This window comes from Bacillus cereus group sp. Bce019, assembly GCF_051781745.1.
Taxonomy (GTDB): domain Bacteria; phylum Bacillota; class Bacilli; order Bacillales; family Bacillaceae_G; genus Bacillus_A; species Bacillus_A cereus.
Genome location: NZ_JBPWJX010000020.1, coordinates 84,995 through 98,498, shown reverse-complemented (window position 1 = coordinate 98,498; position 13,504 = coordinate 84,995). Strand labels below are relative to the sequence as shown.

The following is a 13,504-nucleotide window of genomic DNA, read 5'->3' as shown; positions in this document are numbered from 1 at the left end:
GATCTTAACCAATTAGGCATTAATGACCAACTTGCTGTAGGTGCCCTTTCTGGTACTCATAGTGCAGCTTGCCACATTTACATGTAAATAAAGAGCTACCGTAAAACCGGTAGCTCTTTATTCTAAAAATACAATTCATATTTAGGTGATTCAATGGAGTATGTTAACAACGTTCTCTTTTTAAATACTAATTACAGTAAAAATAAATTTATATATGCAACAGAAAATAAAAATGGAAACTTTAATATTTTTATGTTGAACAAAAATATGGAAACTTCTTGTTTAATCAAAGATATAGAATCCATTAATAATTTAGGGTTTTACAGCAATGATAATTGGTATATATTAACTAACAGAAAACTAGATTTACGCGATTACAAATCTAAACAAATTTCAAATTTAGACTTACATTTTTTAAAACCCCATCTCAAGTTACTAAAAGTTTTTGAAAAAGATAACCATAAAATCATCATACTGTCTGTCAATATTGCTAAAAAATTTTTAATTTTACATGAATTAGATATACATAATGGCAACAATAAAATTATATACACTTTTAACTACTCAGCAATTTTTACTATTGAAGATTTATTAAAAATCACATCATCTTATCCAATAACAAAAATACATAATTTTATAGTACATTTTTTAACTACTGTATTGCTTAAAGATGAAATTCTTTTAGATCAGTATTCAGGTGCAAGATTGACTCTAAAAAACATAAGAGGCAGGAGTATTCTGAATTTAAAAACCGAAAATCACAATCTTAATTTCAATTTCAATTATAGCACTATTAATCGTGCCTTTTTCTTATCTAACAAATTACTTCTTATAAATATATCAACAATAACAAAGCCTTTTTCACTAGCAACCTTTAATATTTTCACGAAGGAAATCACATATTTAAATAGGAGTATTAAAACTACATTGGAATCATTAGCAATACAAGAAAAAAAAATAGGACGTCATTTATACATTACAGAAGATAAAATTCCAGTTATAAAGTTAAAAGAAAAAAAACAAAGCAAAATTATATTAATGCTACACGGCGGTCCTTACTATCATTTTGATTTTTCTTATAATCCTCTAGCCAAAAATTTACTTAACAATGAATTTACAGTATATATGGTTAATTTTTATGGTAGTACAGGATATGGGGGAAATTACAAGAACAAAATACGATTAAATGCTGGAGAATCGGATTTGCAACAAGTTATAAAAATAATAAAACATCTCAATAACCTGTACCCTCAAAAAGAAGTTTACGTTTATGGAGAAAGTTACGGAGCATACTTAAGTACCCTTTTATCTTTTCAAAAATATATTAGGATCAAAAAAATTATATCTTTTGGTACTTTTACAGATATAAGATATCAGATGTTATTTTCTAATTCCATTCTTTTAATGAGAGAATTATTTACCTTAGACAATATTACAACAAAAAACCCTATTGATTTAGCACGTAACACAAAAGTTATACACGACATAACCTTTATTCATGGAAAAAATGATCAGCATTGTCCTTATCAACAAATCATTAATTTTCAGAACAGCCTAAACACTGAAAGTCTTAAGAAAGTAAAAATAATTACTATAGATAATTTCGGACATTATAGCCTCAATTCTAAAGAGGATAGATTACTAACTAACTTGATTTCAAAGGAGGCAACAATAGTTGAAGAATAAAAGTATAAGAAATCTTCTCCATAGAAGAATCAAAGATGACCTTACATCAACACTATTTAACTTTATTAGCGCCATCAAAAAACAAGAAAATAAATCTGTTGAATGGGAATTATTTTATTTATTTATTATAGAATCTTATGCTACACCCAGATTAAATAGATACAGTGTTTCTCAACTCGGCCTCCTACTTAAAGAAGAAGGGATACAGCCTAGCATATATATTAAAGCTTATGCTCACGGTCTCTTTATTCTAGCATTGAAGGACGGCAAAAAAATATATGGTAATTATTTCAATATATAAAAATGAAAGGATCGATTACCTTATGAAGAAAGCAGCAATTAGAACTATTTATAGAAACACATTAGATAAATTCAAAGTTAATATTTCATTTGATGAACATTGGTCGTACTATAAACCAGTTGATAATTCTTTGCCTACAAGCGGATTCAAAATACATTTATCCGCTAGCATCAATAATGCAACTGCTATCATCGAAAGGTGTTTACCTTATTTAATTCAGAAAGGATTAAATTTCAAGGTGGTTAGTAGTTTAAGAATTTTCGAACTACAAAACAGAGGAATGTTCGGGTTTTCACAAATAGGAAAATTAGTAACCATATACCCATGTAATGATCAGGAATTAAACACATGCTTAGAGGAATTAAATTTATTGACTAAAGATATCAATTCTCCTCTTATTCCATCTGACTTTAATTACAAACAAAGTACTGTTGTACATTATAGATATGGAGCTTTTAAACAACTTTATAATAAAGAAAATACCAAAATGTTACTCGAATTATCGAACGGAAGTATATTAGAAGATAAAAGAACCAAAACAATCCCTCAAGAAGTAGATGTTACTATACAAGATTTTAAATATCCTAGGCTTCAAGAGATACCAAAAAATTTTTTAATCTTATCAGTATTACGAAAAAGGGGTAAGGGCGGCGTTTATAAAATCTTTGATACAACAGACAAAAGACTTAAAATATTAAAAGAAGGCTGTTTATTAGGAGAAATCGAAGAATCGGGTGTAGATGGTTTAGATAGAATCTTTTGGGAAAAAAAGGTTCTGGAAGATATGCAAGAACTTGTATATACCCCCAAAATATATGACGCTTTTTATGTTGCAAGAAATTTTTTTATTGTGCAAGAATTCTTTGAAGGCGAAACATTAGAGGATATACTTTATAACAAACCTTCTTTTACAGAAATCACAACCTTAGATATAGTTATAAAAATTGCTAAAGCTGTTGAAACAATACATATAAATTATAAATATACTATTCGTGATTTATCTTTTAATAACATACTAATAAATAAATTGCATGAGGTTAAATTAATCGATTTCGAATTTGCTCATAAAAACACAGAAGAAGCACCGCCGTACATACTTGTAGGATCTCCTGGTTTTTATGATAGTACATTTAGTCAAGAAAAGAACACTATCGATATTTATAGTATAGTATGCATACTATACTACCTTATTAAACCTAATGAATACGAAATAATCCAGAATATAAAAGTTGATGATTTCCCCCAAAAATTAGAAGATGTTTCAAAAAAAAATCTAGATGATATCGATCCCCTTTTTAAAAATATAATTCAAAAAGGACTGGACTTTAAGTATATCAATATAAATGAACTCTTAAATGATTTATATATAGCTCAGGAGTGTGTAGTGAAATGAAAATAGAGACCCAACCAATTTTAACAATAAATAACCTGTCCATCATCTATGAAAATGGCTATGGTATAACCGATATAAACTTAGAATTTCAGCCGGGAGATTTTGTTGCTTTAGTAGGTTCTAACGGAGCTGGAAAATCAACATTAATGAATGGAATTTCTGGAATACAAAAGATTTCAAAAGGTACCATCTCTTTTCATGATAATTATATTAATAAAAGTAACCCTTTTAGCATTTTAGGATTCAGTCCACAAAATCAAGTAATTGATTGGTACTTAAATGTAATAGACAATGTCCTGCTAGGTCCCTTATTAGCTGGTATAGGAAGAAAGCAATCTAAACAGATGGCCTTAGAAGCTTTAAGACAAGTAAATTTAGAAAACAAAAACAGTTCTTCAGTCGATCAATTATCTGGCGGACAACAACAACGAGTTCAGATTGCACGCGCTATAGCACATAAACCAACATTTTATCTACTCGATGAACCAACTACAGGTTTAGATGCAGAGTCCGCAGAGATTTTTCTACAATACTTAAACTCTAGGGTAAATGAAAGCACATGCTCAGTGCTTATATCTTCCCATGATTTAAATTTATTAGAAAAATACTGTAATAAAATGATATATATTGAAGAAGGAAAAATAATTTTTCATGGCTCCATAAGCGAATTTTTAAATAATAACAATCAAGTTAATAAGTATGTAATAGAGTATCAGGGAATATTAGATACAACAACCTTAGATAAAATTATAGCACTTGGAGCTGAAATTTTATCTACCAAGCCATTAACACTAACTATTAACCAAGAGTTAAGTATATCCAATATTATTTCAATACTTGAAAAAACAACACAAATTATAAATATAAAAAATGAGCGTAATAGTTTACGAGAAACATATCTTAAGCTAAAGGCAACTAAGGAGTGCTGAAATTTATGGAAGCAAAAGACTTTAGACGAAAAAGTAATCTAGGTTGGGCAGGATTAAAGATCTTAACTATTATAGAAATTAAAGCTTTTTGGAGAAATAAAAACATCCTATATTCACAAATAATGCAACCAATTATGTATTTTTTATTTTTAGTAATGGGCGTTGGAGGCACAATTGGAAATATAACTTATAACAACTTAGAAGTTTCATATGAGATGTATGCTCTAGTAGGAATAATGGGTTTATTAATAACTAGTCAAATGACACAAACTATTTATCGAACTACCATCGATAAAAGATGGGGACTGTTACCTTTAAAGTTTTCAAGTGGAATTAAACCCTTTTATTACATAATTGGGATGTCTACGTATCCCACTTTAGGTTTTTTATTTCAATCAACAATATTATATTTGTTGTCTCTAATCATTGGATTAAATTTCAATATATCAAATTATTTAACTGGATTAATACTAGCCGTAATTGCACTCTTATTCTGGACTTCCTTAGGCACTCTAATTACCGTTTTCATAAATGACTATCAAAAAAGAGACTCTATACTTGCTATGTTAATTTTGCCCTTAGGATTTACCGCACCAACTTTTTATCTTATAGATTCAGTTCCTAATTATATAAAAATAGTTACTCACTTTAATCCTTTAACGTATCAAATTACAGCTATTAGATCTATTATGTTCGATGAACCAAATTTACCTTTTATAGCTTTAACTGTCTCTTTAACTATTCTTTCATTTGCAACTTGCTCAGTTGTATTACACAAAGCAAAACTTGTGATTAAAGAAAAGTAATTTATATTTTCTTTAATCAGCAATATATAGTAACTACTCTCTTATTACAGCTATTAAAGTTAGAGAATAGTTACTATATTTACCTACCCATAGCCTTCACATTATACAAATTTTTATTACATTCTACTTCCGCATGAATATTGAATTCTTGATTTTGCGCTAAGAAAAAATATAAGGCATACGCGATTTTATAATCTAGCGTTTCATATCCATCAAATACTCTTCCATACATTTCATTTGCGACCCCATCTGGCCCACACTTCAGCTTCTCTTACCGTTTCAAAGATCACGTCTTCTCTTTTCCACCTTACCTAAAAAACCACTCCTTTAATTGACTTCAATTACCGATAATTATATTATTAATCTTAATATATAAATTAATAATATACGGAGGTCTATTATGCGACTAATACTATCCATTCTATCTTTAGCAGTCACATGTATCCTTGCTTTTAACGCTCCGAGCTGGGATACGATTAAAACGGGGTGCTCAGAATTTGCTGAAGGGTTCAAAGAAGGATTCTTCAACTAAAAATAGCGCTAGCATCCTTATTAAAGGTATGCTAGCGCTATTCATATTTTCATCTTTTTAAAAATTATCTAATGCTTTTTCCATAATAGAAACTGATTTAAAAGGTGGCGTTACTGTTAATGAACCTTTCACAACAGTTTCTCCTTTTTCATCATGAGCAGATACAAGCATATCAATTGTATGTTCCTCCTCAGAAACAGCCACAACTTCAAAGTGGATTTGTAACGTTTCATAATGGTGAACATGTTTCACGAATGTAAGGTCCTTTCTCGTAATATGACTTCCTGGACCCGGTAAATATTTCGTAACCGCCGTTGTAATCATTCCCGTTAGCATAATGCTTGGTACAATCGGCTTTTCATACGGAGTTTGGGATGCGTAATCATGCTGAATATATAATGGATTGGCATCATTCGTTAACCCTAAGTACAATAACAAATCTTTATCCTCAATTTTTTCAGTGATAGATAATTTCTCTCCTACTGTAATTTCATCCATTTTACGACCAATTTGAACTTTTTTCTTTAACATGTTACAACCCCCTCCGATTTTTTCACCTTATTATCCTACTAAAAGCGATACCTTATCCGAAATTTACTATGATGAGGGCAATGTATAGTATAAATCTACAGTTTCATTATAGGATATTACAAATGATAGCGTTTTCATATTATTTCAAAAAAACAATTCGGTAAATAGTAGAAAAAGATTCGGAATCCCGAATCTTTTTCACTACTATTCAATTATTAAACAAGAACTTTCATTACATTACGTACAGATTCTACAGAGCGATCTAACGCTTCTTTTTCATCTGCAAGAAGTTCTAATTCAATAATTTTTTCAATTCCGTTACCACCTAGAATTACTGGTACCCCTAAGTAAAGGTCACTATAACCATACTCACCTTCAAGGTACGCAATAGCTGGTAATATACGGCGTTGATCTTTTAAGATTGCTTCTGTCATTTCAACTAAAGAAGCTGCTGGTGCGTAATATGCACTACCGTTTCCTAATAAGCCTACAATCTCACCGCCACCTTTACGTGTACGTTCTACGATTGCTTCTAAACGCTCTTTTGGAATTAACGTTTCTAACGGAATACCGCCTGCATAAGAATAACGCACAAGAGGTACCATGTCGTCACCGTGTCCGCCAAGAACAAATCCTGTAATGTCTTTGACAGAAAGATTTAATTCTTGTGCGATGAATGTACGGAAACGAGCTGTATCTAATACACCCGATTGGCCGATTACACGCTCTTTCGGGAATCCTGCTTCTTTAAATACAGAATATGTCATTGCATCAACTGGATTTGTTAACACAACAATAATTGCATTTGGTGAATGTTTTGCAATGTCGCGCGTAATACTTTTCATAATTTTAGAGTTTGTTGCTACTAAGTCATCACGGCTCATACCAGGCTTACGTGCAATACCTGCTGTAATAACGACAACGTCAGAATCAGCAGTATCTGCGTAATCAGATGTTCCAATAATGTTAGCATCAAAACCTTGTACTGGGCTCGCTTCTAACATATCTAACGCTTTCCCTTTTGTTGGATTTTCCAGTTGTGGAATGTCCACTAATACAACATCTGCAAGTTCTTTTTGTGCTAATAAGAATGCCGTTGTTGCCCCTGTAAACCCTGCACCGATGACTGAAACCTTCTTGCGTTTGATTGTCATAATTTACCCCCCGCTTTAATTATGCGTTTTTGATTATCGCTACATCCATGTTTTTAATAAGTTCATTAGCGAACTCAGAACATTTCACTTCTGTTGCACCTTCCATTAAGCGTGCGAAATCATAAGTTACTACTTTTGAAGCAATTGTTTTCTCAACAGAAGCAGTTACTAATTTCGCAGCTTCGTTCCATCCTAAGTGTTCTAATAATAATACACCTGAAAGAAGAACAGAAGATGGGTTTACTTTATCTAAACCTGCATATTTTGGAGCTGTACCGTGTGTAGCTTCAAAGATAGCATGTCCAGTCACATAGTTAATGTTTGCACCAGGTGCAATACCAATTCCACCTACTTGTGCAGCAAGTGCATCAGAGATATAGTCACCATTTAAGTTCATTGTTGCAACAACATCGAACTCACGTGGACGAGTTAAAATTTGTTGTAAGAAGATGTCTGCAATAGAATCTTTTACGATGATTTTTCCAGCCACTTCAGCGTCTGCCATCGCTTTATTCGCTGCATCTTTACCATCTTTTTCAACGATACGATCGTATTCAGCCCAAGTAAATACTTTGTCGCCGAATTCTTGTTCCGCTACTTCGTAACCCCAGTTTTTGAAAGCACCTTCTGTAAATTTCATAATGTTTCCTTTATGAACTAATGTAACAGAAGAGCGTTTTTCGTTAATTGCATATTGAATTGCAGCACGAACAAGACGCTTTGTCCCTTCTTCTGAAATTGGCTTAATACCAATACCAGATGTTTCTGGGAAGCGGATTTTATTAACACCCATTGCTTCTTTTAAGAAAGCAAGAACTTTTTCTGCTTCTGGAGATCCTTGCGCATATTCAATTCCAGCATAAATGTCTTCTGTATTTTCACGGAAAATAACCATATCAGTATCTTCCGGACGTTTTACAGGTGAAGGAACACCTTCAAAATAACGAACTGGACGTAGACATACATATAAATCTAATTCTTGACGAAGTGCTACGTTTAGAGAACGAATACCACCGCCAACTGGAGTTGTAAGTGGACCTTTAATCGCGATTAAATATTCACGAATTAAGTTTAAAGTTTCTTCTGGTAACCACTCGCCTGTTTGGTTGAATGCTTTTTCCCCTGCAAGCACTTCTTTCCAAACGATTTTCTTCTCACCATCATAAGCTTTTTCAACTGCTGCTTCTAGTACGCGAGATGCAGCTGCCCAAATATCAGGACCAATTCCATCTCCCTCGATAAATGGAATAATTGGATTGTTTGGTACATTCATAACACCATTAGTTACAGTAATTTTTTCACCTGTCGTCAATGTGATAACCCCCATGTTTGAAATTTCATATGTATGAAACTGAGGGAATAACCCCTCAGTTCAAACCGTTAGTCAAATTAAAATATTCTAATCATTACATCTTTCCGAAAAAATCAGACTTTTGAAAGCGTATTTTCACTATCAAAATAGTGTTATTCGCTTATCGTTGTGCAATTGGAACATACACTTGATGCGTTGGTCCATTATAATCAGCACGCGGACGAATTAAACGGTTGTTTTCATATTGTTCTAGAATATGAGCTAACCAGCCTGACATACGGCTAATTGCAAAAATAGGTGTAAATAAGTCATGGTCAATTCCTAAACAATGGTATACAGAAGCTGAATAGAAATCAACATTTGGTGGAAGACCTTTTTCTTTTGTTACAATGTCTTCAATTTTGATAGACATATTATACCATTTCTCTTCTCCTAAAAGCACGCATAATCTCTTAGACATTTCACGTAAGTGTTTTGCACGTGGATCACCCTGCTCATACACACGGTGGCCAAAGCCCATGATTTTCACTTTATTTTGAAGAGCATTATGAATATATGACTCCACATTTTCTTCTTCACCAATCTCAGTTAACATCTTCATTACATTCTCATTTGCCCCACCGTGAAGAGGACCTTTTAATGCACCGATTGCTGCTGTAATACCAGAATATACATCTGAAAGTGTAGCTACGCAAACACGTGCAGTAAATGTAGAAGCGTTTAACTCATGATCTGCATGAAGTACAAGCGCCTTATCAAAAGCTTCAATTTCAACTTCATTTGGCTCGCGATCATTTAACATGTACAAGAAGTTTGCAGCTAATGATAAATCCTTTCTTGGCTCAACAATATCTAAACCTTTACGGATTCTCGCGTAAGCAGCAACTAAAGTTCCCACTTGCGCCTGTAATTTAACCGCTTTCAAATAATTGGACTTTTCGTCCATAATTTCAGCGCTCTCATCGTATAATGATAGCATGGAAATTGCAGTTCGTAAAACAGACATCGGATGTGCAATTTTTAAATCTACTTGTTTCAAATATGTTAAAATCTCACCTGGAACTTTATAGTATTCTGATACAATTTCATTAAATTCCGCTAGTTCTTTTTCATTAGGAAGCTTGCGGTGCCATAATAAGTACACTACTTCTTCAAACGTAGCATTCTCAGCTAAATCATCAATATTATACCCAACATAAGTTAATGTATCATCAATAATAGAGCTCACAGATGATGTTGTTGCTACTACCCCTTCTAAACCTCGAATAACAGTCATGACATTCTCTCCTTTTCCTGAAAATTCTCCCAACCTTGCTCCTTATATCTATTTGCTCCCCTTATGAATTATGAACGCCCGTTCACTCTTTAGGCAAGCAAAATGCACGATCATGCAAATTTGTTGCGCTGTTCCCCTCTTATTGTCCATTGTTTACATGGAAAGCATGAGCGTGAATGTCTCCCCGAATCCTCACGCTCAAAACAACAAGTTAGTGAGGAAAATACATTCCGAAGAGTTTTATGATAAAAACAACATAAAACAATATCATTATAAAATTGTTTTATGTTGTTTTTATTTTATCTGGTGTAAAGTCTCTGCTGTTATGTAACTTTTCAAAGTTTCTAATCCTATTATAAACAATTATCTGACTTTTGTGAACAGAAAGAATTCAAAAATTTTATATTACTATAAAATTCCTTATTTGAACATTTGTATAATACTCATAACGGCATAGGCAATTCCAGCCCCAATTAACGGACCAACAGCAACCCCATTAAATAGTGCAACCGCTATAATTGTCCCAAAAACAAGCGCAGTTGTAATGTGAGGATCCGTTGTCAACAATTGTACGCCGCCTTTCGCTAACAAAGCGACCGCTACACCTGAAGCTAAAGCAATCCACGCATAATAAGATTTTGCCGCTTCTCCAAGTTGTTTAAAACCTATTTCCCCCGTCGCAATCGGTACGAGCACCGCTATTGTAATGACCGTTACACCTAGGTTAATTCCTTTCGTTTGTAAATAAGGAAAGACCTTATCTCCTAAAAACGTAAACTTCAATAAAAATAACACACCAATAGCCACAGTAAGCGATTGGTTTTTCGCAATAAGTCCTATAATAAGTAGTATGAATAAAAATAACGTTGACTGACTAATCATGTTTGCACTTCCTTTCTGAAAATAATGAACTCATTTCCAAACAAAAATACCTTTAAACCTATCGTTATACATGATATATCGATGCCTATTCAACATGAATCACTTCATTTTTTATGTATTTTAAAATGATAAATTGAGACTTTCACCATAAAAATTTAAGCGTGTATACATTTTAAAAAACAGGCGTCTCTTCTTTCCTTTCTAATTAGAAACAGGTAAAATAAAAAGAAGAGAAAATGAAGTTTTTACCATATAGTAGAAGCATCAACACCAAGCTTTCACAGTCACTCACATACTGAAAAAGCAGGAAAAATCCATCATTCCACTATAACATAAAGTGAAACTTTAATCAGTGGGGCACACTCGTTATAAGTTGAACGAATTAGGATAATCCAAATTGGAATGGGAGGTATACATCTTTGAACCGAAACTTACTATATATGATATTGCGACTCATATTTGTCATTGTAGCAACGGTAGCTGGGTTTTATGTATTACTATACATGTCAGGGCTTATCTATCCTTTTATTATCGCTTTTGCATTTGCTTATTTGATTAATCCTGTCGTCAATTTCCTTAATCAAAAACTACAATTTCCTCGCGCACTAGCAGTACTCGTTAGCTTAATTCTCGTATTTGGAGCTATCGTTGGACTTGTTACATATCTTGTGACTGAAGCAATATCTGCCACAACATACTTACTACAACTTGTTACAGTAAAGTTTCCAGATATCGTTACATTCGCTCAGCAATTTGCACTTAATCATATTATGCCTCTCTACGATGATTTAATCTCTAAATTTAATCATCTTGGAGAACCACAGCGCTATACAATTACACAAAACATTCAAAACTTAGGAACAGAAGCGACAACACAAATGAAAGAACTTTTAACCGCCATTATAAGCGGGTTAACGAATTTCATTAGTGCACTGCCAACAACTTTAACTGTCCTTGTATTCATTTTATTAGCCACTTTCTTCATTAGTTACGATTGGCACCGTCTTGCTCAGAAAGCAAGAAAATTGCTACCGAATCGTGTACATGGCTATGGAAAAACTATTTTTGTCGACTTAAGAAAAGCTTTGTTTGGTTTTGTGAAAGCACAACTTACACTCGTATCTATGACAACTGTCATTGTACTAATCGGGCTTTTAATATTACGCGTACCATACGCCATTACTATCGCGATTATTACAGGGATTGTAGATTTACTACCATATTTAGGAACAGGCGCAGTCTTTGTTCCATGGGTTATATACGTATTTTTCACTGGCGATACCGCATTCGCCATTGGTCTTCTCATTTTATACATCGTCGTGATTGTCCAAAGACAAATTATGGAGCCGAAAGTACTTTCATCTAACATCGGTCTCGATCCATTAGCAACACTCGTCGCTCTATTTGTCGGCTTTAAACTTTTTGGCTTTTTAGGATTAATCATCGGCCCAGTCACCTTAGTACTACTTAATACATTACACAAAGCTAATGTCTTCCATGACTTGTGGAAATATATTAAAGGTTCACCTTCAAAATAATAGTTTCTAATTCATACACAACAAAAAACTTACCTGTAATCAGTGGGAAATTCCTACTGATTATTCCTTGTACTTATTTTTCATACTTATTACAAAAAACAAGAGAATTGCACTCAAAAAAGATAATTCTCTTGTTTTTTTGTATGAAAAACGCATATTCCGTGGTGTTTTTACATATTTATTCTGTTTATTTTATAATTATCATTTACATTTATTACTTTTTATGTAAATGAATAAATATACAAAATAGCATAAAATAAGACTTCAACTAACAATCTCCGCCTTTTTATATGAATTTTTCACACCAATCGTTCCTCTATATAAGAAAGCAAAACTTTAATTTAGCAGTGTTTCCCTCCATCTTATTCATCTAAATTAATAGCACTAAAAAATCACAAGTTTAATCGAAGTACACACAAGAGTTCAAACGAAAATTATATAGCAAATATAATAAGCGAACGTTTTGTTCATCCCCACTCATCATTCGCCCCACATCAGACACTTACGAGCAGCCCAGCTTTGAGATAGAAATTCCACCCCACAAATAGCGCGGTAAAACAAAGCTTCAATCAGCAAGTTCCTCTCCTTTTACAAGACAAAAAAATAGCACTTAGATTTCTACAATCTAAGTGCTATTTCTGAATAATAATAGTAGAATTGTTTCTAAATTTCCATTCCATCCACTTCATAACAAGCGGCTTCAATAAAGCTCTCGTAATAGGGATCACGCAGATAAACCCTAGCATATCTGTCACATACCCAGGAAGCACTAAGAGAATACCTCCTACAAATACAAAAATACCATCTAGTACCGCCTCACCTGGCATTTCCCCTCTATTCAACTTAGATTGAATCTCTCCAAGCACTTTAAACCCTTGTCTTTTCGCCAAATACACACCTACAACACCTGTAAATACAATCATAGCGAACGTAGACCATAAACCTATTACATGACTTGATCCAATTAAGACCGTAATCTCAATCGCCGGTATTAAAATAAACAAGAATAGTAACCACTTCATAGTTCTACACCTCTCTCACATCTCACTTTTAACGCCCTCACAATGCCTATATACATCATATGAAATATAGATACCCTTTCATATTAAAACCCATAACAAACAGCTTTTAAAAGCAATTCTAGGCGCTTTAAGCTAATTTTAT

Annotated in this window: 13 protein-coding genes and 1 pseudogene; 7 read left to right on the top strand and 7 right to left on the bottom strand. The window is 33.0% G+C overall.

Annotated features, from left to right (window positions below; all coding sequences use genetic code 11):
• Positions 1-153: 153 nt before the first annotated feature.
• From ACS2QP_RS22535 to ACS2QP_RS22515, 5 genes are read left to right on the top strand one after another with little or no spacing between them, the layout of a single operon-like run.
• Positions 154-1,686 carry an alpha/beta hydrolase family protein gene (locus tag ACS2QP_RS22535; RefSeq protein ID WP_438882870.1) on the top strand — a complete coding sequence of 511 codons (1,533 nt, stop codon included), beginning with the start codon at positions 154-156 and terminating at the stop codon, positions 1,684-1,686.
• Positions 1,676-1,987 (top strand): hypothetical protein, encoded by a 312-nt coding sequence (locus tag ACS2QP_RS22530; protein WP_438882869.1) that lies wholly within the window; start codon positions 1,676-1,678, stop codon positions 1,985-1,987. Before ACS2QP_RS22535 ends, ACS2QP_RS22530 begins: the two co-directional genes overlap by 11 nt.
• A gap of 22 nt (positions 1,988-2,009) precedes the next feature.
• On the top strand, positions 2,010-3,380 hold the full coding sequence (locus tag ACS2QP_RS22525; RefSeq protein WP_438882868.1) for a protein kinase domain-containing protein: 1,371 nt from the start codon (positions 2,010-2,012) through the stop codon (positions 3,378-3,380).
• Positions 3,377-4,309 (top strand): metal ABC transporter ATP-binding protein, encoded by a 933-nt coding sequence (locus tag ACS2QP_RS22520; protein WP_438882867.1) that lies wholly within the window; start codon positions 3,377-3,379, stop codon positions 4,307-4,309. Before ACS2QP_RS22525 ends, ACS2QP_RS22520 begins: the two co-directional genes overlap by 4 nt.
• Positions 4,310-4,314: 5 nt before the next feature.
• Positions 4,315-5,115, top strand: coding sequence for an ABC transporter permease (locus ACS2QP_RS22515; RefSeq protein WP_438882866.1), 801 nt, complete (start codon positions 4,315-4,317; stop codon positions 5,113-5,115).
• 79 nt (positions 5,116-5,194) lie between these two features.
• Here the strand turns inward: ACS2QP_RS22515 and ACS2QP_RS22510 are convergent.
• Positions 5,195-5,405: pseudogene (locus ACS2QP_RS22510) on the bottom strand (hypothetical protein).
• Positions 5,406-5,515: 110 nt separating this feature from the next.
• Here ACS2QP_RS22510 and ACS2QP_RS22505 point away from each other — a divergent pair.
• Positions 5,516-5,647, top strand: coding sequence for a hypothetical protein (locus ACS2QP_RS22505; RefSeq protein ID WP_001237022.1), 132 nt, complete (start codon positions 5,516-5,518; stop codon positions 5,645-5,647).
• Between the two features lie 57 nt (positions 5,648-5,704).
• On the opposite strand, the gene ACS2QP_RS22500 is transcribed toward ACS2QP_RS22505, so the two are convergent.
• From ACS2QP_RS22500 to ACS2QP_RS22480, 5 genes are all read right to left on the bottom strand, one after another.
• Positions 5,705-6,178: a MaoC family dehydratase gene (locus ACS2QP_RS22500; protein WP_000914180.1), complete on the bottom strand. Its 474-nt coding sequence runs from the start codon at positions 6,176-6,178 to the stop codon at positions 5,705-5,707.
• A 215-nt stretch (positions 6,179-6,393) separates the two neighbouring features.
• Complete coding sequence (gene mdh, locus ACS2QP_RS22495) at positions 6,394-7,332, bottom strand: malate dehydrogenase (RefSeq protein ID WP_000153230.1); 939 nt, start codon at positions 7,330-7,332, stop codon at positions 6,394-6,396.
• Between the two features lie 19 nt (positions 7,333-7,351).
• Positions 7,352-8,644, bottom strand: coding sequence for an NADP-dependent isocitrate dehydrogenase (gene icd, locus ACS2QP_RS22490; protein WP_000206898.1), 1,293 nt, complete (start codon positions 8,642-8,644; stop codon positions 7,352-7,354).
• Between the two features lie 160 nt (positions 8,645-8,804).
• Entirely contained in the window at positions 8,805-9,953 is a 1,149-nt protein-coding gene (gene citZ, locus ACS2QP_RS22485) for a citrate synthase (RefSeq protein WP_000503652.1), read from the bottom strand.
• 387 nt (positions 9,954-10,340) lie between these two features.
• Complete coding sequence (locus ACS2QP_RS22480; protein ID WP_000625507.1) at positions 10,341-10,802, bottom strand: DUF441 domain-containing protein; 462 nt, start codon at positions 10,800-10,802, stop codon at positions 10,341-10,343.
• 419 nt (positions 10,803-11,221) lie between these two features.
• Between ACS2QP_RS22480 and ytvI the strand changes: the two genes are divergently transcribed.
• Positions 11,222-12,340, top strand: a complete 1,119-nt coding sequence (ytvI, locus tag ACS2QP_RS22475; RefSeq protein WP_438882865.1) for a sporulation integral membrane protein YtvI — start codon at positions 11,222-11,224, stop codon at positions 12,338-12,340.
• 632 nt (positions 12,341-12,972) lie between these two features.
• On the opposite strand, the gene ACS2QP_RS22470 is transcribed toward ytvI, so the two are convergent.
• Positions 12,973-13,362: an FxsA family protein gene (locus ACS2QP_RS22470; protein ID WP_438882864.1), complete on the bottom strand. Its 390-nt coding sequence runs from the start codon at positions 13,360-13,362 to the stop codon at positions 12,973-12,975.
• Positions 13,363-13,504 lie beyond the last annotated feature (142 nt).